At 35.2% G+C, this 25,122-nt stretch carries 22 protein-coding genes, 2 pseudogenes and 1 other annotated feature; of the genes and pseudogenes, 2 read left to right on the top strand and 22 right to left on the bottom strand.

The features are described 5' to 3' along the window. Window position 1 precedes the first annotated feature (1 nt). From VZL98_04485 to VZL98_04410, 16 genes are all read right to left on the bottom strand, one after another. A complete protein-coding gene (locus VZL98_04485) occupies window positions 2-676 on the bottom strand; it encodes an O-methyltransferase (GenBank protein WVH64202.1) in 675 nt (224 codons plus the stop codon). 2 nt (window positions 677-678) lie between these two features. Continuing rightward, window positions 679-1,011 (bottom strand): YlbF family regulator, encoded by a 333-nt coding sequence (locus VZL98_04480; GenBank protein ID WVH64201.1) that lies wholly within the window; start codon window positions 1,009-1,011, stop codon window positions 679-681. A gap of 13 nt (window positions 1,012-1,024) precedes the next feature. After that, window positions 1,025-2,692 carry a ribonuclease J gene (locus VZL98_04475; protein ID WVH64200.1) on the bottom strand — a complete coding sequence of 556 codons (1,668 nt, stop codon included), beginning with the start codon at window positions 2,690-2,692 and terminating at the stop codon, window positions 1,025-1,027. Next, window positions 2,685-3,134 (bottom strand): Fur family transcriptional regulator, encoded by a 450-nt coding sequence (locus VZL98_04470; GenBank protein WVH64199.1) that lies wholly within the window; start codon window positions 3,132-3,134, stop codon window positions 2,685-2,687. Before VZL98_04470 ends, VZL98_04475 begins: the two co-directional genes overlap by 8 nt. 11 nt (window positions 3,135-3,145) lie before the next feature. After that, the gene (locus tag VZL98_04465; GenBank protein WVH64198.1) at window positions 3,146-3,394 is read right to left on the bottom strand and encodes a DUF1292 domain-containing protein; all 249 of its coding nucleotides are present in this window, start codon (window positions 3,392-3,394) and stop codon (window positions 3,146-3,148) included. A gap of 1 nt (window position 3,395) precedes the next feature. Beyond that, window positions 3,396-3,806, bottom strand: a complete 411-nt coding sequence (gene ruvX, locus VZL98_04460; GenBank protein ID WVH64197.1) for a Holliday junction resolvase RuvX — start codon at window positions 3,804-3,806, stop codon at window positions 3,396-3,398. A 57-nt stretch (window positions 3,807-3,863) separates the two neighbouring features. Beyond that, window positions 3,864-4,811, bottom strand: coding sequence for an aldo/keto reductase (locus VZL98_04455; GenBank protein WVH64196.1), 948 nt, complete (start codon window positions 4,809-4,811; stop codon window positions 3,864-3,866). Between the two features lie 45 nt (window positions 4,812-4,856). Next, window positions 4,857-5,120: an IreB family regulatory phosphoprotein gene (locus tag VZL98_04450; GenBank protein ID WVH64195.1), complete on the bottom strand. Its 264-nt coding sequence runs from the start codon at window positions 5,118-5,120 to the stop codon at window positions 4,857-4,859. A gap of 22 nt (window positions 5,121-5,142) precedes the next feature. Then, a complete protein-coding gene (gene alaS / locus VZL98_04445; GenBank protein WVH64194.1) occupies window positions 5,143-7,779 on the bottom strand; it encodes an alanine--tRNA ligase in 2,637 nt (878 codons plus the stop codon). A gap of 52 nt (window positions 7,780-7,831) precedes the next feature. Continuing rightward, window positions 7,832-9,043 (bottom strand): AI-2E family transporter, encoded by a 1,212-nt coding sequence (locus VZL98_04440; GenBank protein WVH64193.1) that lies wholly within the window; start codon window positions 9,041-9,043, stop codon window positions 7,832-7,834. 453 nt (window positions 9,044-9,496) lie between these two features. Continuing rightward, window positions 9,497-9,937: a Fe-S cluster assembly scaffold protein NifU gene (gene nifU, locus VZL98_04435; GenBank protein WVH64192.1), complete on the bottom strand. Its 441-nt coding sequence runs from the start codon at window positions 9,935-9,937 to the stop codon at window positions 9,497-9,499. Between the two features lie 10 nt (window positions 9,938-9,947). Next, on the bottom strand, window positions 9,948-11,114 hold the full coding sequence (gene nifS / locus VZL98_04430) for a cysteine desulfurase NifS (GenBank protein ID WVH64191.1): 1,167 nt from the start codon (window positions 11,112-11,114) through the stop codon (window positions 9,948-9,950). Continuing rightward, complete coding sequence (locus tag VZL98_04425) at window positions 11,114-11,545, bottom strand: Rrf2 family transcriptional regulator (GenBank protein ID WVH64190.1); 432 nt, start codon at window positions 11,543-11,545, stop codon at window positions 11,114-11,116. Before VZL98_04425 ends, nifS begins: the two co-directional genes overlap by 1 nt. 110 nt (window positions 11,546-11,655) lie before the next feature. Continuing rightward, window positions 11,656-12,600: an L-threonine 3-dehydrogenase gene (locus VZL98_04420; GenBank protein WVH64189.1), complete on the bottom strand. Its 945-nt coding sequence runs from the start codon at window positions 12,598-12,600 to the stop codon at window positions 11,656-11,658. Between the two features lie 137 nt (window positions 12,601-12,737). After that, the gene (locus tag VZL98_04415) at window positions 12,738-13,007 is read right to left on the bottom strand and encodes a rhodanese-like domain-containing protein (protein WVH64188.1); all 270 of its coding nucleotides are present in this window, start codon (window positions 13,005-13,007) and stop codon (window positions 12,738-12,740) included. Then, the gene (locus VZL98_04410) at window positions 12,994-13,998 is read right to left on the bottom strand and encodes an MBL fold metallo-hydrolase (protein WVH64187.1); all 1,005 of its coding nucleotides are present in this window, start codon (window positions 13,996-13,998) and stop codon (window positions 12,994-12,996) included. The genes VZL98_04415 and VZL98_04410 overlap by 14 nt, the downstream gene beginning before the upstream one ends. Before the next feature lie 123 nt (window positions 13,999-14,121). Between VZL98_04410 and VZL98_04405 the strand changes: the two are divergent. Next, a pseudogene (locus VZL98_04405) lies at window positions 14,122-15,346 on the top strand (IS256 family transposase). Between the two features lie 291 nt (window positions 15,347-15,637). Next, a pseudogene (locus VZL98_04400) lies at window positions 15,638-15,739 on the top strand (transposase). A gap of 116 nt (window positions 15,740-15,855) precedes the next feature. On the opposite strand, the gene cysS reads toward VZL98_04400, so the two are convergent. The 6 genes from cysS to VZL98_04370 form a co-directional block, all read right to left on the bottom strand. Beyond that, a complete protein-coding gene (cysS, locus tag VZL98_04395) occupies window positions 15,856-17,268 on the bottom strand; it encodes a cysteine--tRNA ligase (GenBank protein WVH64186.1) in 1,413 nt (470 codons plus the stop codon). 724 nt (window positions 17,269-17,992) lie between these two features. Beyond that, on the bottom strand, window positions 17,993-20,404 hold the full coding sequence (gene leuS / locus VZL98_04390; protein WVH64185.1) for a leucine--tRNA ligase: 2,412 nt from the start codon (window positions 20,402-20,404) through the stop codon (window positions 17,993-17,995). A 15-nt stretch (window positions 20,405-20,419) separates the two neighbouring features. Further along, on the bottom strand, window positions 20,420-21,310 hold the full coding sequence (locus tag VZL98_04385; GenBank protein WVH64184.1) for a DMT family transporter: 891 nt from the start codon (window positions 21,308-21,310) through the stop codon (window positions 20,420-20,422). A gap of 3 nt (window positions 21,311-21,313) precedes the next feature. Next, a complete protein-coding gene (gene asnS / locus VZL98_04380) occupies window positions 21,314-22,699 on the bottom strand; it encodes an asparagine--tRNA ligase (GenBank protein WVH64183.1) in 1,386 nt (461 codons plus the stop codon). Between the two features lie 34 nt (window positions 22,700-22,733). After that, window positions 22,734-22,922 (bottom strand) — a binding site (T-box leader). A gap of 61 nt (window positions 22,923-22,983) precedes the next feature. Next, a complete protein-coding gene (locus VZL98_04375; GenBank protein ID WVH64182.1) occupies window positions 22,984-23,649 on the bottom strand; it encodes a P-II family nitrogen regulator in 666 nt (221 codons plus the stop codon). Next, entirely contained in the window at window positions 23,646-25,118 is a 1,473-nt protein-coding gene (locus tag VZL98_04370) for a DUF1538 domain-containing protein (protein WVH64181.1), read from the bottom strand. Before VZL98_04370 ends, VZL98_04375 begins: the two co-directional genes overlap by 4 nt. Window positions 25,119-25,122 lie beyond the last annotated feature (4 nt).

Raw genomic sequence — 25,122 nt, 5'->3', positions numbered from 1 at the left:
TTTATTTCCTTTCCGGTTCAATTTCCAATTCTTTTAAATCTATCTTAGTTATTGCCACTCCGTCACCTACCGGTAATACAGAAGTGCTTAGGCCTTTGGTATGAGTTAAAAATTCCAAATAATTTCTCATAGCTCTTACTAGAGTTCTAGCTCTTCTATTGACCAGTTCATCATTTGCTATAAGGCCTTTAAATAGTACATTGTCAGAAATGATAAGTGCATTATCATTGACCAGATTTAAACATTTATCAAAATACTCCCTGTAGTGACTTTTAGCTGCATCTATAAATACCATATCATATTTTTCTTTTAAATTATCTAATACATCACTTGCATCTCCATAATGCAGAAATATTCTATTATCATATCCGGCTTCTGCTATATTTAGTTGAGCCACACTAAGGTTCTCTTCGTCAATATCTATGGTATCAATAATCACATTAGATGAAATCTTAGCCATTGCAATTGTAGAATATCCGATAGCTGTTCCAATCTCGAGAATCCTCTTTGGATTTTTTAAATTAACCATCAGTTCAAGAAGTGCTAATGATTCCCTTTCTATTATTGGGACTTCATACCTGGCTGCATACTCCTCTAAACTCAATAAAAAGGGGTCTTGATCTGAATAAAGACCCCTTAGATAATCTACTATATATGGTTCGCAAATACCCGTCATTATTATTCGTCCAATTTTATTGATTCAACTATGATTTTATTTATGTCTTCAAACATTTGAGAAAATCTAAGTTCAGCTATTAAAAACTTTGAGATTTCCGAGTTCATCATCAATGCATTTTGAAGAGTTTGAATTTTCTCAAGTTCTTCAGGATTTTGATCATCTTTACCATAGTTCTTTAATTGAAAATCTATAACTTTTGCCCTAAAGTCCTCAATCATTTCCTTATGCTTTTCATTTTGCATAACTTCAGCATTTAATTTTTTATATTCTTGAAACTCTTCCGAATTTTTAAGTTCACGTGCCAGCTCATGAGCCTTATCATATATATTCATAAATACCTCCAGATTAAACTTCCATGATTATTGGTAAAATCATTGGATTTCTCTTTATTTCATGATATAGGAACCCTTTCAGTGCATCTCGTATATTGTATTTTAAAGTTCCCCAATCCGTTATATTTTTATCTCCACATTTTTCCAGTGTTTTCTCTACTACTTTTTTAGCATCGTCCATTAGATCTGTTGATTCTTTTACATACACAAATCCTCTTGAGATTATGTCAGGACCTGCTATTACAGACTTATCCTGTTTATCTATGGTGATGACGACGACTAAAAGACCATCTTCAGATAGATGTTTTCTGTCTCTTAAGACGATATTCCCAACATCTCCTACGCCAAGTCCATCTACAAGTACATTGCCTGCCTGTACTGTTCCTGCAATATTAATGCCCCTGTCATCCAATTCAAAAATCGTACCATTAGCTCCAAGAGCAATATTCTTTTCCTCCATACCAAGCTCTACAGCAAGCTTAGCATGCAGTTTTAGATGTCTTTGTTCTCCATGAACCGGTATGAAGTATTTAGGTCTTACAAGTGTGTGTATTAACTTTAATTCTTCTTTAAATGCGTGACCGGATACGTGTACATCAGCCAAGGCTTGATATATTACTTTAACCCCGATTTCAGTAAGTTTGTTTAATACATTAAAAACTGTTTTTTCATTTCCCGGTATTGGTGATGCTGATATTACAACAGTATCTTCAGGTACGAGATGAACCTGTCTATGATCTCCATTTGCCATTCGTGACAATGCTGACATTGGTTCTCCTTGACTGCCTGTAGTCAGTATTACCACCTGATCTCCCGGATATTTATTTACATTATTAATATCTATAATAGTTCCGTCTTTTACATTTAAATAACCGAGTTCCAGTGCAACTCCAATGGTGTTTACCATAGATCTTCCTGAAATAGCTACTTTTTTTCCAAAATACTCGGATGCCGAGATTACCTGCTGAACTCTATGAAGGTTTGAAGCGAATGTTGCTACAACTATTCTAGACTCAGCTCTCGCAAATATATCTTTAAAAGTTTCTCCAACATGTCTTTCACTCATGGAGTATCCTTCTCTTTCAATATTTGTACTGTCTGCCAGCAGTGCCAATACACCTTTATCACCTAGTGTGGCCAGTCTTGGCAGATCCATTAAATCTCCGTCAATTGGAGTATAATCAATCTTAAAATCTCCCGTAAAAATTACCATACCTACCGGTGTATCTATTGCAAAAGATACGCTGTCCGGTATAGAATGTGACGCTTGAACCGGTTCAATTTTAAAAACACCTAGTTTAAATGGAGTGCCTGCATGAATCTCATTTAAACAATCTGTATTCAGTTTATGCTCCTGAAACTTATTCTTTAATAAACCAAGTGTCAGTCTGGTACCGTATACGGGTATATTCAATTTCTTTAATACATAGGGTATAGCTCCAATATGGTCCTCATGACCATGCGTAATTATCAGCCCTTTTATTTTCTTCGTATTTTTTTCCAGATAACTAATATCCGGAATTACTATATCTATCCCCAACATGTCTTCATCAGGGAATGTCAATCCACAATCGACTATTATTATATCATTACCGTATTCAACCACGGTCATGTTTTTCCCTATTTCAGCTAATCCTCCCAAGGGAATTATTTTTAACTTTTCTTTACTTTTTTTACTCACAAATTTCTCCTTCTTCGTTGCAATTCTTACAAATACCATAAAACTTTAATTCATGATTTTCTATTTTGAAACCATGACTTTCTTCAATTTTTTTCTCTACTTCATCCAGTAAATCCACTCTAACTTCTTCAACTCCTGAACATTTTGAGCAGATTAAATGGTGGTGGTGATGTCCTTCAAGTTCTTCAACCAGTTCATATCTAGCACCACTATCATCAATATTTAATTTTTGTACAATACCAAGATTGTCGAATAATAATAAGGTCCTATACACTGTCGCAATCCCAATATTCTCATTTTCCTTTTTGACATACTTGTGGATCTCTTCCGGTGTTAAGTGTTCTTCATTGTAACGCTCCAGTATTTCAAATACCAGTTTTCGTTGTCCTGTAGCTTTGTATCCTGCACTTTGCATTATCTCTTTTGCTAATTTAAAATCCATTACTACCTCTCTTACTGAAGTTTCTCATTTTTCAATTCTTCATAAACTTCAACTGCATCTTCAAATTCATTGTCATCATCTATACTTACCAAGACCAGTTCACCATCCGCACCGTACTCAATCCTCAATATCATGGTTGTGTCGTCGTGGTCCTCAACCGGCATTAGTACAGCATAGTCATTATCATCCATTCCGAAGGTATCAATAACTTGAAACTCTTCTATTTTGCCGGATTCGTCAATTAATTCAATTTTGTTCATTTTAACTCCTATCTAAATATGTCTGTAAAATATAAGTCGCAGCTATCTTGTCGACATATTTTTTTCTATTTTCTCTACGTACTTTGGATTCTATTAAAACTTTATTTGCCGAAACAGTTGTTAAACGTTCATCTTGGTATATTAACTCTATACCGGATTTATCTCTCAATCTGTTGGCAAAATTCATAACCCTTTGTGCTTGCGGTCCAATGGTATCATTCATGTTTTTAGGCATTCCGACTACGATTAATTCAACATCATGCTCTAAAAGTATTTTTAAAACCACATCTAAATCATCGTCAAGCTTAGTTCTTCTAAGCGTGGTTAGTCCTTGAGCAATAATCCTCATTGGATCACTAATGGCTATTCCTATTGTTTTATCACCTACATCCAAACCTGCAACTCTTTTCATTTTTTCACTCTTTCAAAACTAATTAAAATTTGTAAATCAATTTAATAAACTAATAATCTAAATTACTTTAATGCAAAAATCAGGACAATAATTAGCACAATAACCACATAGAATACAATTTTTTGTTACATATGCATGTCCATTTATAAGCTCTATTCCATTATGTCTACACATCTCGACACATTTTGAGCAACCCCGACAATAATCCGCAACTATTAGACGCCTTTTTACTTTACTTAAAGAGTCTCTAAACCTCTCGGGGTATTTACCTGTACCTACTAAAATAATATTACAGTCTACTTCATCTTCAGATTGCATGCCAATAGCATAGGAGTCGATTGCTTCGATATTCCTAATAAAATTGACAGCTTTTTCTACTTCCGGAATATGGTGGCCACCTCCTAGAACCTTCATTGCATAGATCCCTTTTCCTCTTTTATGTGCGATATCTATGGCATCGAGCATTTCATCTCTGGTCCCGTCAAGTATCCCCAATCCGGTATAGTTTATCATAGGATGTATGATATCGAGATTATCATACATATTGAATCCGTGAACTCCACTTATTTTGTGAGTTGATATTCCTATAGCTCTGATAATCCCTTTTTGTTTTTGTTTTTCAAAATACTCAATGGCTTCATAATGCCCTTTTATGGTATGAACAGACTCCTGTTCATGTAACAAAAATATATCTATGTAATCAGTTTCAAGTTCCCTAAGTGCATTTTCAAGACTCTTGCGAGCTCCTTCGGCATCATAGGCATATGTCTTAGTAGCTATGATATAATTTTGTCTTCCAATTAGTTTTAAAGCCTTATTTATGTAATTATAATTATCGTATAGTTCTGCAGTATCGATAAAGTTTACACCCTTGTCATAAGCATACTTAATAAGCTTTGAACCATCTTCAATGGAAAGATTCCCTTGGAAAGGAGTAATCGTAAGGGAACCAAAACAAAGCTTAGAAACAACGATATCAGTACTGCCCAATTTAATATATTCCATAATTAACATATTCGGGAATAGAAATCTATTCCCGAATTCCTTAGTTTATTTTACTCTAGCTTCCAGATAACAATCTAAAAGTTCATCCAGCAGCTCATCTCTATCGATTTGTCTAATCATATTTCTTGCATTTTCATGACTGGTAATATATGTCGGATCACCTGATAAAATGTACCCGATAATTTGATTCTTAGGGTCGTATCCCTTTTTTTCCAACGCTTCATAAACAGACTTAATGATGCCGGAAATTATGACTGATTTTTCCTTTGGCGCTTCAAATTTCATAGTTTCGTTAAATTTATCGTTCACAGTCGCATCCTCCTACTAATTATTACTTGTTTATACCCATTTCTATTAATTTGATAACAGTATTTAATGCTTCTCCTATTTTAGATACATCTTTACCACCGGCAGTAGCGAAATCCGGTCTTCCGCCTCCATTACCGCCTGCTATCTTAGAAACTTCTCTTACTATATTACCGGCATTAATTCCCTCTTTAACTAAATCCTTAGTAACAGTCGCTAAAAATGTTACCTTTCCATCCATTTGACTTGCAAGTACAACTACAGCAGAGCCTATTTTATCTCTAATCTGATCTCCAAGTTTTTTCAGCGTATCCATATCCACATCATCGAATTTATGAGTTAAGATTTTAATACCTTGAACTTCAGCTACTCCTTTAAGTATATCATCAATAGATGAAGATTTTAAGCTAAGTTTAATTTTTTCTATCTGTTTTTCTTTTTCTTTTAACTCCTCGACTATATGCTGGCTTCTCTTAACCACATCATTTAAGTTCGATTTTAAATTTACGGCAATAATCTCAAGATTATTTTGCAAATTATTTAAATAATTGTATACATTATGACCTGTTATTGCCTCAATTCTTCTTACACCCGCAGCAATACCGGATTCAGATAAAATCTTAAACATTTGGATTTCAGATGTTTGATTAACATGGGTTCCACCGCAAAGCTCTATGGACTGTTCACCCATCGCAACTACTCTTACAATGTCCTTGTATTTGTCTTCGAATAGTCCTATTGCCCCCATCTTATTTGCATCGACCAAACTCATTTCGTTAAAAGTAACCTTTAGATTGTTCTCTATTAACTCATTTACTATTCTCTCGATTTCCATTAATTGATCTTTAGAAATTGCTTCATAATGAGAGAAATCGAATCTAAGTCTGTTTTTATCAACCAGTGATCCTGCCTGATTGACATGCTCTCCAAGTACTTTTCTAAGCGCCTTGTGTAATAAATGAGTGGCACTATGATTTTTCATGGTTGCTTTTCTGGCATCTTCATCTACCAATAGTCCTGCAGATTCATTTGATCTTATAATTCCTTCCATTACTTCAACATAATGAATTACAGCACCGCTCGCATTTTTTTGTGTATCAAGTACTTTTGCTTTACCACCGGTTGTATTGATAGTACCTATATCGCCTACTTGACCACCACTCTCTGCATAAAAACAGGTTTTATCGGTGATTATTGCCCCTTGATCTCCCTCAGAAAGAGACTCTACCATAACTCCGTCTTTGTAGATTTCAAGAATGGATGCTTGTTCCATCATATTATTGTAACCTGTAAACTCGGTATTCTTAAGTTCTGTTTCGATAATGATTTCAGAAGAGTGGAAACCGCCGTCGTCCTGTCTGGATTCTCTGGATCTCATTCTCTGTTCTTTCATCATCTCATGGAATCCCGTTTCATCGATTTCAAGTTGGTTTTCAGAAGCTATTTCCTTAGTTAAATCAGGTGGGAATCCGTAAGTGTCATAAAGTCTGAATACTTCTTTACCATCGATGGTCTTTAGAGCTTTTTTGTCGTACATTTCAATAAGACTATTTAATCTCTCTAAACCTTGGATTATAGTTTCTCTAAACTTATCTTCTTCAGCAATGATGATTTTGAAAATTCTCTCTTGATCTCTTTCGATTTCAGGATAATTGCCTTTATATGAGTCGATAACCGGTTTTGCAACTTTAGTAACAAACTCGTCATTAATACCGATTAACCTTCCATGTCTTATTGCTCTTCTTATAAGTCTTCTAAGTACATAACCTCTACCTTCATTACTTGGAACGACACCGTCTGAAACTAAGAATACTATAGCTCTTACATGGTCACTTATAACCCTGATTGACTCATCAACTCTTTCATCTTTATTGTACTCTTTTCCGCTAAGCTCCTCTATTGTTGAGATAATATTCCTAATTACTCCAACTTCAAAAATATTGTTTACATCTTCGCTTACAAGGGCAAGTCTTTCCAGCCCCATACCCGTATCAATATTCGGATGCTCTAATGGATGATAAACCCCGTTTTCGTCTTTGTTAAACTGAGTAAATACCAGATTCCAAACTTCCATAAATCTGTCACATTCACAACCTGGCTTACAATCAAGGTCCCCACAACCGTATTTTTCGCCTCTATCTACATATATCTCAGAACATGGTCCGCATGGTCCAACTTCAAGCTCCCAAAAATTGTCTTCTTTGCCAAGTCTTACAATTCTATCCTTTGGAACTCCAATTTCATTGTGCCAGATATCAAAAGCTTCATCATCTTCTTCATATACGGACACCCACAGTATCTCAGGATCTATCTCCATAACTTTGGTCATAAACTCCCATGCCCATGCTATAGCTTCCTTCTTAAAATAATCTCCAAAAGAAAAGTTTCCAAGCATTTCAAAAAATGTGCCATGTCTTGCTGTCTTTCCTACCATATCAATATCAGCAGTTCTAATACATTTTTGGCTCGATGCAGCTCTGTTTCTAGGCATCTTTTTAATACCTGTAAAATAATCTTTAAGAGGAGCCATTCCGGCATTTATTAAAAGTAAACTGTCATCATTGACAGGTACTAATGAAAAACTCTCTAAAATATTATGATTTTTCTCTTTAAAAAATTCTAAGAACTCTGTTCTTAGTTCGTTCATTCCTAATTTTCTCATATTTACCCCCAATGTTATTATAGATAGATTATATGAATATAATAATACAGTGTCAATCTCGTATTAATTTTAAAATATTTTCTTTTATAATTGGACCGATATGTTTAAATACCACCTTTAGAGTGGCCAGTATCGGTACTGAAAAAATCATTCCCGGTACACCTGCTACTCCACCACCTATTATTAATGATAGCAAAATCACCAAAGGATGAAGTCCTACCGATTCTCCCAGTATCTTAGGACCTATTATATTGTTTTCAGCCCATTGTATCAAAACAAAGATAATCGCAACCCATACACCCTTCATAGGACTTTGTATCGAGGCCAGTATTACTGCCGGTAAGAATCCTATAAAAGGACCTATATATGGAACAATATCAGCCACAGCAGTTACTATTCCGACTACGATCGCAAAATCGACCTTGAGTATTAAAAGTACAACCCCGGTCAAGATACCGACAAAAACTGCCATCAACAATCTTCCTCTTACAAACTCTGTTAAAGTATCATCGATATCTCTAAAAAGTGAAAGAGTTTCTTTTTTGTATTTTTGTGGTATAGCATCTTTAGTCTTTCCAATCAGTTTTTCCTTATCAAGTAAAATATAAAAACTCACCACAGGAACCAAGATAATTCTTAACATTGATGAAAAATAATTTGGTGCCCTATCAGCTAAATTTGATAACCATGCAAAGAAAGAAGTTTGTATCTTTGAAATAAACTCTTTAAAATTCTTGTCAAAATTCTCACCAATATCATCCAAAAGTTTATTATCCTTAAGAATTGCATTGTCTTTAAAAAGACTATCTGTAAACTTTAGGATTTGTTCTTGAGTTTGATCCACTATATTAGGAAGTGCCTGTATAAGATTTTTTAACTCATTAACAGTCTTTGGAATTACGATGCCAAGCAAGATTGCGAATAGTCCAATTATAAGCACATATACTATAATCAGTGAAACTATTCTCTTAAATCCCTTTTTCTCAAAATAAACTACCAATGGATTAATTATATACGCCACTGTAATCGCAAGAATTATTGTAACCAGTGTGGTAGGAATTATTGGATAATTTCTAAATACAATAAAAATTATAATAATCGATGCCAATGCCAAAACGGTTCTCATGACATTAACTCTTGTTAAAACAATCATATTGCTAGGTTTTACATATTTATTTCCTATATTTATCAAATAATATATTATAGTAAGTAGTAAGACTACTACCAAAATCGATATTACATTATTTATTGAAAGTTGTCCCATCTTCGCCTCCTTCTGCCAAATTAATAATTTGATTTATCAAAAAACTCTGATTATTCTAATCAAAAATAAACTCAATTTGTATCCTGATAATAAAGATAACCATCATTGTAATTATACCACTTGTTTAAGATTATTCCAATTCTCAGTTGATATTTAACTAAATATTAATATGGTAAATATAATCCGGATTTCAAAAAACAAAAAGCTATAATCAAACCGGCTATGTAGCATCAATAATATTTTCTAACTCATTGAATTTTTATTTGAGCTTATTAAGTAGAACTATCTAAATTAATATATGGATTATAAAAAATATTAGAAACGGATACCTTCTGTGATATTCTCACTAATTAGAGCCCTTCTGTAAATACACTGTTAAAAATCTAAAAAGGTAGATAAATTCATTCGAATCTATCTACCTTAAATTCAAATTATTCCCTAAAAATCGGAACTCTAATCTTCTTCCTCCATATGATCATGTCCATCATCATCCGGATCAAAATCTTCTAAGCCTTCTATATGCTTACCTGTCTTATTAGAATAATCCCATAAGGCAGCCTTTATGGCTTGTTCAGCCAATACAGAACAGTGCATTTTAACAGGTGGAAGTCCGTCAAGTGCTGAAGCTACGGCTTTATTTGTTAACTGCATCGCCTCACTTACTGATTTACCTTTAATTAACTCAGTAGCCATACTTGAAGATGCTATTGCTGAACCACAACCGAAAGTTTTAAACTTTACATCTTCAATTATATCGTCTTCGTTTATTTTGAGATACATTTTCATTATATCTCCACATTTTGCATTTCCAACTTCGCCTACACCACTTGGATTTTCAATTTCTCCAACATTTCTTGGATTTCTAAAATGTTCCATTACTTTTTCAGAATACATAACTCTCTCCTTAAGCTCTTTGGTATAGTGGAGACATATCTCTAAGTCTTTGCACTATTCCTTGCAATTTTTCTATGACATAATCTACTTCTTCTTCAGTATTATATTCAGATAGAGATAATCTTAATGATCCATGAGCTATCTCATGAGGTAATCCCAATGCCAAAAGTACATGTGAAGGGTCAAGTGAACCTGAAGTACAAGCCGATCCGCTCGAGCCTTGTATACCTTCCATATCCAGCATTAACAGTAGCGACTCACCTTCAATATATTTAAAGCACATATTCACATTATTACATAGTCTATCTACAGGATGACCATTTAACCTGACTTCTTCAATATTGGTACTTATACCTTCTATTAACCTGTCTCTTAAGCTTGCAATTCTTTTTGTTCGCTCTTCAAAGTTTGAAGAACAGATTTCCATCGCCTTAGCCAATCCTACTATTGAAGCCACGTTCTCAGTACCCGCTCTTTTTCTTCTTTCTTGAGCACCTCCATGGAGTAGGTTTGGTATCCTAATACCCGATCTAACATACAGAGCTCCAACACCTTTAGGTGCATGTATCTTGTGACCGGTTAAGGATAGCATATCGATATTGTATTCATTGACATCTATCTTTACATTTCCTATTGCTTGTACGGCATCTGTATGGAAGATAATTCCATTTTCTTTTGCAATTTCACCGATTTCTTTTATTGGCTGTATAGTACCAACTTCATTATTCGCAAACATTATTGTTATGAGTATCGTCCTGTCATTTATACTCTGTCTTAATTGTTCAAGATCTATGACACCATTTTCATCTACATCCAGATAAGTAACTTCAAAGCCTTTCTTTTCAAGATACTCACAAGTATGAAGAACTGCATGGTGTTCAATTTTAGAAGTGATTATATGGTTTCCCTTCGATTCAAACGCCTCAGCTATTCCTTTGATTGCCCAGTTGTCTGACTCAGACGCTCCGGATGTAAAGAATATTTCCTTCTTACTAGCACCCAGACAATTAGCTACTGTCTCTCTTGCGTCTTCAATTGCCACTTTTGATTTTCCACCAAGAGAATAAATACTTGATGGATTTCCATAGTTTTCTTTTAAATATGGCATAATAGCTTCTAGAACTTCGTCTGAAATTCTGGTTGTAGCAGCATTGTCCATATAAATTGATCTATTCATTAACAGTCCCCCGTATTTTCAATATTATCTTCATCTTCCAGCATGTCTCGAAGAGTATAGTTGTCTACAGCGAGATTGATGCTATTCTGTATCTTCTTCCATACTATCCTGGCCACACAGTGATTTTCGCTTTCACAAACATTATCACCTTCAGCACATTCCGTAGTGGACATATATTGTTCTAAAACCCTTAGAATTTCTCCAACGCTAATATCTTCAGGATTTCTTGTAAGCTTATATCCGCCTTGTGCACCTCTAATGCTTATTACCAAATCGGATTCCCTAAGCTTTCTCACCAATTGTTCTAAATAATTTAGCGGTAAATCTAAATCCGTTGAGATTTTAGATAGAGCTATGGGCTTGTCGTTTTGTTGTTTAGCAAGATAGTGCATTACCCTTAATCCATATCTTCCTCTAGTTGATAATCTCACGATCCACCTCCGATTTCTAGACAATTATATTATATCCTACCAAAGTTGTCAAGATTAAAAAAACGCTGATTTCTAATGAAATCAGCGTTTTTATTATGACTTATTCAGTTTTATAGTTTGATGTTCTTTAGCATATCTGCAGTCATTGAGTCGATGTCGAATTCAGGACTCCAACCCCATTCTTCTCTTGCAGCACTATCATCAAGTGAATTTGGCCAAGAATCAGCTATAGCTTGTCTTACTGGGTCTACATCATATTCAAGAACGAATTCAGGCATAAGTTTTTTAATTGCTACCTCTAAATCTTCAGGTGCAAAACTCATTGCAGTTATGTTAAATGCATTTCTGTTTATTAATTTAGCAGGATCTGCTTCCATTAAATCCACAACAGCTTTTAATGCATCCGGCATATACATCATATCCATCTTGGTTCCTTCAGCTATAAATGAAGTATACTTTTTGTTTCTAAGAGCTTCAAAGTAAATATGAACAGCGTAATCAGTTGTTCCGCCTCCAGGTAATGTCTTATAAGAAATTATACCGGGATATCTTACTCCTCTTGTATCAAGACCGAATCTGTGATGGTAATAGTCGCATAGGTTTTCTCCTGCTACCTTTGTAACACCGTACATTGTATTAGGTCTTTGGATAGTTACTTGAGGTGTGTTGTCTTTAGGTGTACTTTCACCAAATGCTGCTATTGAGCTAGGTGTAAATACTGAACAATTTTCTTGAAGAGCAACATCAAGTACATTTACAAGACCACCCATGTTTACTTCCCATGTTTTTTGAGGAATTTTCTCTCCAGTAGCTGATAATATAGCAGCTAAGTTTACGATTGTATCTACTTTGTAACTTGTAACAAGTTCATGCAATCTTTTTCCGTCAGTAACATCAAGTGGTTCATATTTAATATCACCAAGTATATCTACGTTTTTATCACTTATATCTGTAGCAATTATGTTGCTGGCTCCATATATATCTTTGAAATATAGAGCAAGTTCTGTTCCTATTTGTCCTAATGCCCCGGTCATAAGAATCTTTCTTTTAGTCATTTCTGCCTCCTAGTAAATTTGTCCTAACCTTTAGGTTGTATAGTCATTTTATCATTGATTTACAGTTTTGAAAAGTACTTTAATTATAATTTTACTTCTGACAGAATCAATATAACACCGTATTTATATTTATGCATTTACCTGACAGAATCAAGAGCCAACATTCCTCCTAGCACTACAATGGGTACAGTGTCAGTATTCGCTTCAATATAAGATGCAGCAATACTTGCTCTTAATGACGACCTGCAAACCACATACACAGTACCTATACCGTCCAGCTCCTTGATACGATTCTTTAACTCCTGTAATGGTATATTAATTCTTCCTTTTAATTTATCAGATTCTAAATACTCTTCTTCTTTTCTGACATCAAGTGTGTATATTTCATGCTCCTCACACTTTTCCAAATATTCGTGAACTGATACTCGTTCCAAGTTTAGCAGTTCTAAAAAGATTGTTTACCGCCTCCTTTAACCCGTCTTCATTATCGTCATTTAGTAGAACGAGTTTTTGATCTGAATCAACTAAATACCCCAGGTAGCTCGGTATAGAATCAGAAGGCATGATGAGAGCTCCAGGTATGCTTGTTTTAGAACATTGCTTAGATCTAATATCCAGTACAAGTGCATCTTTAGGAATCTCTGAAATTATAGGAGGAAGCTGAACTCTATACACGCCACTTCCAGCAATATTCTCTTTTTCCATAAAAGTAAATGCCGGATTTTTATAATGTTCGAATCCATTGTTTTCAATAAATTCCGATTTTTGTTTAAATAAGGCCTTATTGTGTTTCATTTCAAACCCGATAGTAGAATAAGGGATACCGTCTAAATCATTACCACAGGCAGAACCGGCTCCATGACCGGGTAATACGATTACATCATCTCCTAGCTCTCCTAGTTTTCCTATTATGCTATCGTACTGTAAGCCTGTCATATACTCAAGTTTATCTTTCCCGTAAAAATCAGTTCTTCCCACTCCTCCATAAAATAAAGAGTCTCCTGTAAATACCATATATGGCTCATCATCGTATTTTAATAAATAAGATAAATGTCCAAGAGTGTGTCCAGGAGTATGTATTGGAAACAGTACCAGTCTATCGCTGATCTCAAAGATATCCTCCTCGCTTATACCGGTTCCATAGTCGTGCCCCAAGTCTTCATAGCTTGATATGTTGACCTTTGCTCCAGTAAGTTCACCAAGTAATTTGGCACCCGAAATCATATCCTCATGTCTATGTGTTTCAAATACATATTTAATCTCCGCATTATCGATTGCTGCAAGTTCAAGATAAATCTCTACATCCGTCCTCGGGTCAATTACTATGGCAACGCCGTCATCACTTATATAATAGGAAAACGACTTCAATGAATCCGTATCTATTCGTCTAAATCTCATAATAACCCTCCTTCTAGATAAAGTCTATATAATGGTGTAAATTAGTTTTACAAAAAAATATGAACCATCCCCAACCTTTTGGTATAATAGTTTCACCACAAAACTAACCAGGAGGTAAAAGAGATGGCTCAATTAAATTTTACACTAGATTCAGAAATAATTAAAGGTTTATTTTCAGCTTCAGCTAAAGAAAATGCTATTGCAAAACTCTTAGAATCAATTTTAAACCAAGTTTTAGAGGCTCAAGTTACTGAGGCAATAGGAGCTGAGCCTTATGAACGCACTGAAGAACGTACATGTTACAGGAACGGTTCTAGAGTTAGACAAATTAAAACTCGTGTAGGAACGTTAGAATTGCTAGTACCAAGAGTTAGGGGTGGTGAGTTTTCTCCTGATTTATTCAATCGATATCAACGAAATGAACAAGCTTTTGTACTGGCTATGATGGAGATGGTAATCCAGGGTGTCTCCACAAGAAAAGTAACAAAAATCACCGAAGAATTATGTGGAACATCATTTTCAAAATCAACAATATCAAACCTCTATTCAAACTTGGATCCTTTAGTTGATGAGTTTCGAAACAGACCATTAGAGTCACAATATCCTTTTATCGTAGTTGATGCTATGTATTTAAAATCAAGAGATGCAGGAAAAGTTAGAAGCAAAGCTCTAATGATTGAGTAGAGTTCGCTCTGACGGTATCCGTGAAATTCTTGGTTTTATGTGTGGTGATAGTGAGACTGAACTAGGATGGAGAAACTTCTTTTCATCATTAAAGGATAGAGGATTATCAAATGTTGATATAGTTGTTAGTGATTCACATAAAGGCTTAAAATCTGCAATCCTTAAAGAGTTTCAAGGCAGCTCATGGCAGAGGTGTCAAACACATTTTAGTAGAAACATACTTGATGTATGTCCTACTAGACTACAGCCTGAGATAAAAAATCGATTAAGAGAGCTTTATGATGCGCCAACTACAGAAGTTGCCAGAACAGTATTAAATGATATCCTTGATGAATACTCAAATACTGCACCAAAGGCTATGGAATTACTAGATGCTGGTTTTGACGACATAACCCAAGTATTAAATATTCCAATAAAGTATCGAAAAAGATTAAGGACATCAAATATCATTGAACGTCTAAATCAAGAGATTCGTCGTAGAGAACGAGTAATACGAATATTCCCAAACGATGAATCCATGAACCGTTTAATTGGGGCAATATTAATTGATTTAGATGAGAAATGGAGTAGCGGGAGAATATGGTTGGATATGCATGAATACCATGAATCCAAGCAAGATCAAGCCGAGCTTCAACAAGTTGAACCTACAAAGGTAGTTGCATAAGTCTGAGTTTAAGCTAATGCACCGCCAGCCTTGCACCAAGAACTTAAAAAACGGTAAGTGTTAACCACCGAAGGCGATAAACTCACAACAAAATGGTGTAATTATCCTTCGTTTTTTTAGTGTACCATTTTTTAAGTACTTGCCACAAGGCCAAGCCCTTCGGGTGGCTGATGTAATACCTCAGGCTCCAAATCTACAACAAATCAAAAAAAGAAACTGCTAATCAAAAGGTAAGATAAAACAATTTACACACTAATTTGGACTTGACTAAACTGCTAATAAACGAATATTAATAATGGGTACTTAAAAGGTATTAACAATTTTATTAAACACTTAAAAAGGATAGCTTTTGGTTACAGATCATACGAACATTTTAGAAATCGAATATTAATTTTTAATAGAATGCTAATTCCAAAGGGAGATGTGACAATTGTAGACATCCAAAGCAACTGTATGATGCTTTGGATGTCTAAAGTGCCAAACAACTAATACATTATAAACTTCACATATTAGCATTTTTCCCATGTCGTTCCCTCGGGTGTGTCTTTGATTTCAAATCCTTTTTCTTTTAACTCGTCCCTTATGGCGTCTGCAAGTGCCCAGTTCTTTTCTTTTTTCGCTTCTTTTCTCTTTGCTAACATCTCTTCTACATAAACGGCATCTTCAGGATTAGAAGTCACTTCGCTGCTATCTCCATTGCTTAACAAGTTGAGTGAAAGGACGAAATCCATTTGATGAATTAAAAAGGCTTTTTCCGCATTGGAAATATTTGACTTTATCACATCGTATAGCACGGTTATTGCGTTTGCAGTATTCAGGTCATCGGCTAATTGCATTTTAAATGCATCTGATAGGAGATGGCCTTCCTCAGATAAATTTGTCTCTTTGTTAAAATACGGCATCAAAGCTTCGGTTTTTCTCTTCAGTTTTTTATAGGCTGTTTGTGCCATTTCTAACTTTTCAAAATCAAAAGCCAATTGTTTTCGATAATGCGAATTCAATACATAATAACGATAACTTAAGGGATCAAACCCCTTCGATTCAAGAAGTGAGACCGTCAAAAATTCACCTGATGATTTACTCATTTTACCACTCTCATCAATTAAGAATTCTGCATGCCACCAATATTTGGTCCATGGTTTTCCTGTGAAACTTTCTGTTTGTGCAATTTCGTTGGTGTGGTGAACGGGTATATGATCTACACCACCACAATGGATATCCAGTTGTTCTCCTAAGTTTTTCAGTGCGATAACTGAACATTCTATATGCCAGCCTGGGTAACCAACTCCCCATGGCGATGCCCACTTCATTGCTTGATTTTCAAATTTAGACTTTGTAAACCAGAGTACAAAGTCATGAGGATTTTTTTTGTGAGCATCTTCTTCCACATCATCACGATGTGCAATTTTTAAAGTTTCAAGATCTAATTTTGACAATTTGGTATAGTCTTTAAATTTTGATATATCAAAGTAAACATTGCCATTAGCTAAATAAGCATACCCTTTTTCTTCAAGCCCTTTAATAAAAACAATATAATCGTCAATATAATCAGTGGCTTTTGCGATGACATTTGGCTTTTTAATATTTAACTTTTCACAATCCATGAAAAACGCATCCGTATAGTAAGCCGCCACTTCCCACACCGTTTTCTTTTCTCTCAATGCCCCCATTAACATTTTATCTTCGCCATCATCTGCGTCAGACTCTAAATGGCCAACATCTGTAATGTTCATGACCCTTCGAACATCATAACCAAGAACCATCAAAGTCTTTTCAAGTATGTCTTCATGTATATAGGTTCTTAAATTTCCAATATGAGCATAATTATACACTGTAGGACCACATGTATACATGGTAACTTCTTTAGGTGTATAAGGTTCAAAATCTTCAATAGATCGACTTAACGTATTGAATAGCTTCATAAACTACCTCCCTAGCTTTCTTAGTATTATAATTGGTGCTTGATATTATTGTGCATTTAAATATCAATATTATTTCTTCTTAGCGGTGTTTGTCAAATAAGTAGTCGCATTATCCTATAATTTTTTTATTCTCTTGTCATCTATTTGCTTAATTAATCTCTTGTAACAAGATATTAATTTTTTCAGAAATTAATGGATTCTATTGTAAAGCCCATTTTTCTGTAGAATATAATCTTTGAAGTTTGACTATGTCTTCTACCATAAAGTAGCGGTAGCCATTTTCCCCTCTTTGAGGTGGATCAGTTTTTTCCGTAAAATCGAATGGCGTATGCGTTGTTATTGACGATTTTTGACAATTCTTACATAAAATATCTAAATTCCATTTCATATTTTGAAAATCATAAAAATTCGGTATTTTTACTGATTATTGCTAATAGTTCAATTAGCTATTTATTCACTATATCATTTCTTACATGCCTTATCAATAAAATCATTTTAAAATTCAAACATGATTAGTTTCATAAGGAAGTCCTTTCTTGATTAAATAATTTTGTTTTGTCGCAAACTATTTTATCATAAGGCTTCCTTATTTTCTTTTATTGTGTCACAAATGTATTATCTCATTACATTGACAACTCCGGAAACACGATGACTTATTAAATATGTTTTTGGATTTTAGCGTAGTTTATAAAAAATCTCGAAGCTAGATGCTTCGAGACTTTTTCTATTTAACTATTAAATTAAAGATTCTGCCGGGAACGAATATAACTTTTACTATATTTTTTCCTTCGACATGTTTTGCATATATATCTGATGACTTTAATATCTCCAAAATCATGTCCTGGTCTGCTTCTGCAGGTATCATTATGGTTCCCCTCATCTTGCCCATGATTTGGACCGGCAGCTCTATCATATCGTCTTGAAGTTTGTCTTCGTCATAAACCGGCCAAGCTGCTTCATGGATATAACCTTCTCTACCGATTATCTCCCATAATTCTTCTGTTATATGTGGTGCTACCGGATAAAGAAGTAGTAAAAGTACTGAATAATCCGCTTTTGATATTTCCCCAAATGCTCTATACTCATTTAAAAGGGTCATAAGTTGAGCGATTGCGGTATTGTATTTCAGAGTTTCATAATCTTCACTGACTTTTTTTATGGTTTGATTTATTATGGTCTCAAGCTCAGCTGTGTATTCATCGGAATCAGTAAGGATTTCCTGTAGATTCCATACTCTGTCCAAGAATTTTCTACAGCCTTTTACTCCATTTTCTGACCAAGGTACAGACTTTTCAAAGTCTCCAATAAACATTTCATATGTTCTGAATGTGTCGGCACCGTACTCTTCAACTATATCGTCAGGATTAATTACATTTCCTCTTGATTTGGACATCTTTTCATTATTGTCGCCCAGTATCATTCCATGAGATGTACGCTTCATATATGGTTCACTTGTCGGAACAAGTCCTAAATCATATAGGAATTTATGCCAAAATCTGGAATACAATAGATGTAGTGTAGTATGTTCCATACCGCCATTGTACCAGTCAACAGGTGTATAGTATTTAAGCGATTCAGCTGATGCAAATTCCTCATCATTTTTCGGATCTGTGTATCTTAGGAAGTACCAAGATGACCCTGCCCACTGAGGCATGGTGTCCGTTTCTCTATGAGCGTGTTTTCCGCATTTAGGACAAGTTGTATTTACAAATTCACTTATAGTTGAAAGTGGTGATTCTCCTGTATCAGAAGGCTCATAATTTTCAATTTCAGGTAGTAAAACAGGTAATTCTTCGTAAGGTACAGCTACAAATCCACAGTCCTCACAATGTACTATTGGAATTGGCTCTCCCCAATATCTTTGTCTAGAAAATACCCAGTCTCTAAGCTTGTAGTTGACTTTTTTCTCGCCCAGTCCTTTGGACTCAAGGTATTCTGCAATTTTTTCTTGTGCAGCTTTTACATCTAAACCGTCCAGAATTCCAGAGTTGACCATTGTACCATGATTACAATCTGTATAGGCTTCTTCTTCAATATTTCCTCCGGAGACTACTTCAATAATCGGTTGGTTAAATGTTTTAGCAAACTCATAATCTCTGGTATCATGTCCCGGAACTGCCATTATGGCACCGGTTCCGTAACTCATCAGTACATAATCCGAAACCCAGATAGGTATTTCCTCTCCGGTAGCAGGATTTATTGCCCTTAAGCCTTTAATTTCTACACCGGTTTTATCCGTTACGAGTTCTGCTCTTTCAAAATCAGATTTTTTAAGCGTTTCTTCTCTATATGCTTTTACTTCATCTATATTTTCTATTTTCGCCACATATTTATCTATTATTGGATGTTCTACAGCTATTACCATATATGTAGAACCATAGATGGTATCCGGTCTGGTAGTGAATACTCTAAGATTTTCATCAGTTCCTGCGACTTTGAAGTCTATGTCCATTCCATAGGATCTTCCAATCCAGTTAATCTGTTGTGCTTTAACTCTATCCGGAAAATTAACTCCTTCCAAATCGTCTATTAATCTGTCAGCGTATTCGGTTATTTTCAACATCCATTGATTCTTAACTTTATGAATTACTTCGGAACCGCATCTTTCACAAACTCCACCGACTACCTCTTCATTCGCAAGTCCTACTTTACAGGAGGTACACCAGTTAATCGGCATTTCTTTTTTATATGCCAGTCCATTTTCAAACAGTTTTAAAAATATCCACTGTGTCCATTTATAATATTCAGGATCAGTAGTATTTACTTCTCTGTCCCAATCAAATGAAAATCCGATGGATTTCAATTGAGCTTTAAAGCGGCTGATATTGTTTTTGGTTACTATTGCAGGATGAATCTTATGCTTTATGGCATAGTTTTCAGTTGGAAGTCCAAACGCATCCCATCCCATTGGATATAGTACATTGTAGTTTTGCATCCTTCTTTTCCTAGATACCACATCAAGAGCGGTATATGGTCTTGGATGCCCTACATGTAATCCTTCTCCGGATGGATATGGAAACTCTACCAGTGCATAAAATTTTTCTTTACTACTATCAACTTCAGTTTTAAAAGTACTATCTTGATCCCAAAAATTTTGCCACTTTTTTTCGATGGCATTCGGGTTGTATTTTTGCATTATTTCCTCCTTATTTTACAATATGAATAATATTGCTATACCTACTACCGAGAGTATTGTACCCAAAATTTCAATAAGCCCAATCTTCTCTTTGTATATTATAACCGAAAACGGCAAGATTGTAACAGGCATCACCGATGATAATGTAGATGCGACTCCGGCTTCGGTATATTGTAAAGCTAATAGCGATAATCCTACTCCCACAAAAGGTCCTGTCAGTCCCGCCATAACCACTTTCCAAAGTTCTCTAGCATGTCTTATTCCTTCAGTTATCTTAGTATAATCATTAGTCGCAACCATAATTACTAGAAAGACTACGATTGCTGCTATTATTCTAATTTGTGTTGCAGCAAATGGATTGTATGTTCCCATACCCAATTTACTGAAAATCAGCCCACCTGCTTGACCGAGCGCACCCAGTGCTCCATATATAACTCCACTCTTAATATCTACTTCAAGAGCTTTATCTTCAGGTTTCTTCCTTCCCATTACTACGATACTGACTCCTAATAAGGTGATAATCATACCTATTATTTGAATACCGGTCAGTACAGTTCTAAATATTATAAAATCTATTAACGCAGCCATAGGCGGACTGAGGGACATCATTAGCATTGACATCCTCGGTCCGATTGTAAGCATTGATTTAATCAGGAAATAGTCACCTATAAAAAAGCCTATAATCCCGGATATTGAAAGATAGAGCCAGGCATTCATATTGGCATCTGTTGGTAATAATCTTCCTCTACTAATATACATGTAAATAGACAGAAAAATTATTCCGAATATCAGTCTTATAAAGTTTACAGGTCCCAGTCCCATTCTTCTGCCGGCAGACTCAAGAAACATCCCATTAATAGTCCAGCATAATGCAGCCCCCAGTGCAGCAAGTTCTCCGATTCTCATATTTTAGAATTCACAGGAATTTACAGTTCTAGGGAATGGAATTACATCTCTGATATTGGTCATTCCTGTTATATACATCAATATTCTTTCAAATCCTAATCCATATCCCGAGTGTTTCGCTCCACCGAACTTCCTAAGCTCTAAATACCACCAGTAGTCTTCAGGGTTCATACCATTGTCAATTATTTTTTGTTTTAGTATATCGTATCTTTCTTCCCTCTGACTGCCTCCTATTATCTCTCCGACACCCGGCACTAATAAATCCATAGCAGCCACGGTTTTTTTATCTTCATTTTCACGCATGTAAAATGCCTTTATTTCTTTTGGATAGTCTTTGATAAATACAGGTCCTTTAACTATTTCTTCTGAAATATATCTCTCATGCTCAGTTTGCAAGTCTATGCCCCATTTAACGGGATATTGGAACTCTTTACCTGACTTTTCAAGCAGTTCTATTGCTTCAGTATAAGTAAGAATCGCAAATTCAGAGTCTACAATTTTTTGAAGCCTATCTATTAAGCCTTTTTGTATAAAGCTATCAAAGAACTCCATCTCTTCAGGAGCATTTTTAAGCACATATTCGATGATGAACTTGGTCATATCTTCTGCTAACTTCATATTGTCATTTATGTCAGCAAATGCTATTTCGGGTTCTATCATCCAAAACTCAGCAGCATGTCTAGGTGTATTTGAGTTTTCAGCTCTAAAAGTCGGTCCAAAAGTATATATGTTTCTAAAAGCTAGAGCATAAGCTTCGCCTTCGAGCTGCCCACTTACTGTCAAATGAGCAAGTTTTCCAAAGAAGTCTTCCGTGTAATCTACTTTTCCATCTTCACCAATTGGTGGATTTTCAGGATTTATAGTACTTACTCTAAACATTTCACCTGCACCTTCCGCATCGCTGGAAGTTATGATAGGTGCATGTACATATACAAATCCTCTTTCATTGAAAAACTTATGGATGGCATAAGCCAGTACCGATCTTACTCTAAAAACGGCATTATAAGTATTGGCTCTTGGTCTTAAATGAGCAATTGTTCTTAGATATTCAAAAGTATGTCTTTTCTTTTGAAGTGGATAGTCAGTGCTTGACTCTCCTTCAAGTTCTATGGTTTTAGCTTGAATCTCGAAGGATTGTTTGGCTCCCGGAGTTTCAATAAAAGTACCTGTCACTGTAATTGCCGTACTTAGGTGATATTTAGCTACTTCTTGGAAGTTTTCCAACTCATCTGTAGCAACGACCTGAACAGGTTTAAAGTTGGTACCATCATTTAATTCGATAAAGATAAGTTTTTTTGTATCTCTTATATTCTTTATCCAGCCGCTGACTCTAATCTCCTTGTCATAAAATTCAGTTTTCTTCTCAAATAGTTCTCTTACAGTTATCATCTATACCTCCAAAATAAATAAAAAAAGCTTTCGTCCAAAGGACGAAAGCGCGTTCGTGATGCCACCTTATTATATCAGTTATAACGCACTGACCGTCCATATCTACTAATATTCGATATGAAAGCTCCTGAGTGTTCTTCATGAATGGATATGTACCGGCTTTCAGCATCCCGGCTCTCTGTGACAATCTCACAATCACTACTCTCTCAATCCCAGCTAATTTATACTTACTTGAGATTATATTACAGCTTCAATAACATGTCAATTTATTGTAAGAAACATTATTAATCCAAAATACCTGCCGTTCTATTTACATCTATTATAAACATTATACCCTGTCCCGGTTTTTCAATATCAATGGCTTCTCTTACAGATTTAGTTACTCTGTCCACATCTTCTCTTTTAATAAGCATTATAACAATCTCTTTTTCTGGTTCGATGACCAGTCCAAAGATATTGTCCGTTTCGTGGATACCAGAACCCCTTCCATGAACTATGGTCGCACCTTTTGCTCCTGCTTTTTGGGCAGCTTCTACGACAAAGTCGCCCTTACCATTTTCAACTATTACAAAAACCGCTTCATATTTTATTTCTCTATTTGTATTATCCATATCGCCACTCACTCTTTCTATATGACTTCCAAGCATTCTGTAAACATCGATACTAAATGCTATACCATGGTTCTTCTTGTGCAGTTTGTACTTTTCAAGAAGTTTATCAATAAGCATGTCTTCAAGTTTTTTATTAACTATCATCATAAGGATTTCTTTTTTATCCTCATTCAGTTCTAAGAAACTGAGAAGACCTGATTTAACAGTACCATATCCTTGTAGTATAGTGCCCCCTGTTACTCCCAATTTCTTCATAAACTCTAAAACACCTGAGGCTTTATGTCTATCGACTATAACAAAAAGGGCAATATAATCTCCAGCCTTATACTTTATTATCATTTTTTTATACCTCCACGTGTTTTTAATTCATATAACATACCAAGTATCATTATGGACAGTACAGGTGTCATAGCAACAGCAGATATTACACCAAAGCCATCCATCATGACATCTGCAGTCGGTATTACACTTGCAGCTCCTTGAGCCATGGCAAGTATGAAAGTTGCAGTCATTGGACCTGATGCAACTCCTCCTGAGTCGTATGCAATACCTACAAATAAGGGCTTTACTTTAAAGCTGAGCATTATTGCGACTAAGAAACCCGGAATTATAATCATCCAAAGTCTTAACGCCGGAACCATAATCCTCAGCATTGAAAGTGCAACTGCACTTGCAACCCCTATACATAGAGCTACCATTATTACTTTTCTTTTGATCGATCCTGCAGTTACTTCTTCCACCTGATTGGATAGTACATATACAGCCGGCTCGGCCATTACGACTACAAGTCCAACTAAAAAACCTACACTTGGAAGCAGTAGTCTATTTTGATGTGAAGCAAGCTGCTGACCTATGATAGATGCAACATCCATAAACCCGGAACTAACTCCGAGCAGAAAAATTACAAGTCCTATTAATGTATATATCAATCCGAAAATAATCTTTCTCAGAGCCCTTTTGTCTAATTTGAATTTTATTTTATTAGTTACAATAAACATTAACAGCAAAGGTACTAAAGCAATTAAAGCATCTTTTAATGTGGGCAGAAAATTTACAATAAAAGGTTTAATGATACCTGATTGTGAAGTATGCTTTGCAGCTTCAGCGGCATTAAAATTAAGTTTTACAAAAAAGGACATCAATACTATAGCCAGCACCGGTCCAACCGATACTATACCGACAAGGCCAAAACTATCCTTTTCTCCTTCAACCGAACCTTTGAGTTTAGATACACCAAGTCCAAGTGCCAATAAAAAAGGAGTTGTCATAGCACCTGTAGTTGCTCCTGATGAATCAAATGCTATAGCTTGATATGCTTCAGGTACAAATGCAAAGGACGCAAATAGTATAATATAAAAAAATGCAAAAAATAAGTGTATAGGTTTGTCGTAAAGAATTCTTAAAAAACCAAGTCCAACCATTAGTCCAACTCCAAGCGAAACCACTAATACTATGGTAAGACTCCCAATTGCTCCTCCAAGAACACCGGAAACTTGATTGGCTAGTATCATTAAATCCGGCTCTGCAACTGTTATGATAAACCCTAAGAAGAAACCCATAAGAAATACTCCCACAGGTTTTTGATGGGCAACCAAATTCCCCATCAAGGTTCCGATTTCCGTTATTGCGAGTTCAGCACCCCAAAGAAATATGCCCAAACCAATTATAATTAAAGCTGATCCAAGCGTAAATCTAATCAGCATTGGCATACCTATTCGTGCAAAAAATATATTGATTAAGTATACTATAAGCATTATTGGTATGACCGAACCTGCGACCTCTTTAAATGTTTTTATAGGACTGTTCATTCAA

Source organism: Peptoniphilaceae bacterium AMB_02 (genome assembly GCA_036321625.1).
GTDB classification, from domain to species: domain Bacteria; phylum Bacillota; class Clostridia; order Tissierellales; family Peptoniphilaceae; genus Microaceticoccus; species Microaceticoccus formicicus.
The sequence above is the reverse complement of the archived record's forward strand: the minus strand, read 5'-3'. Positions and strand labels throughout refer to the sequence as shown.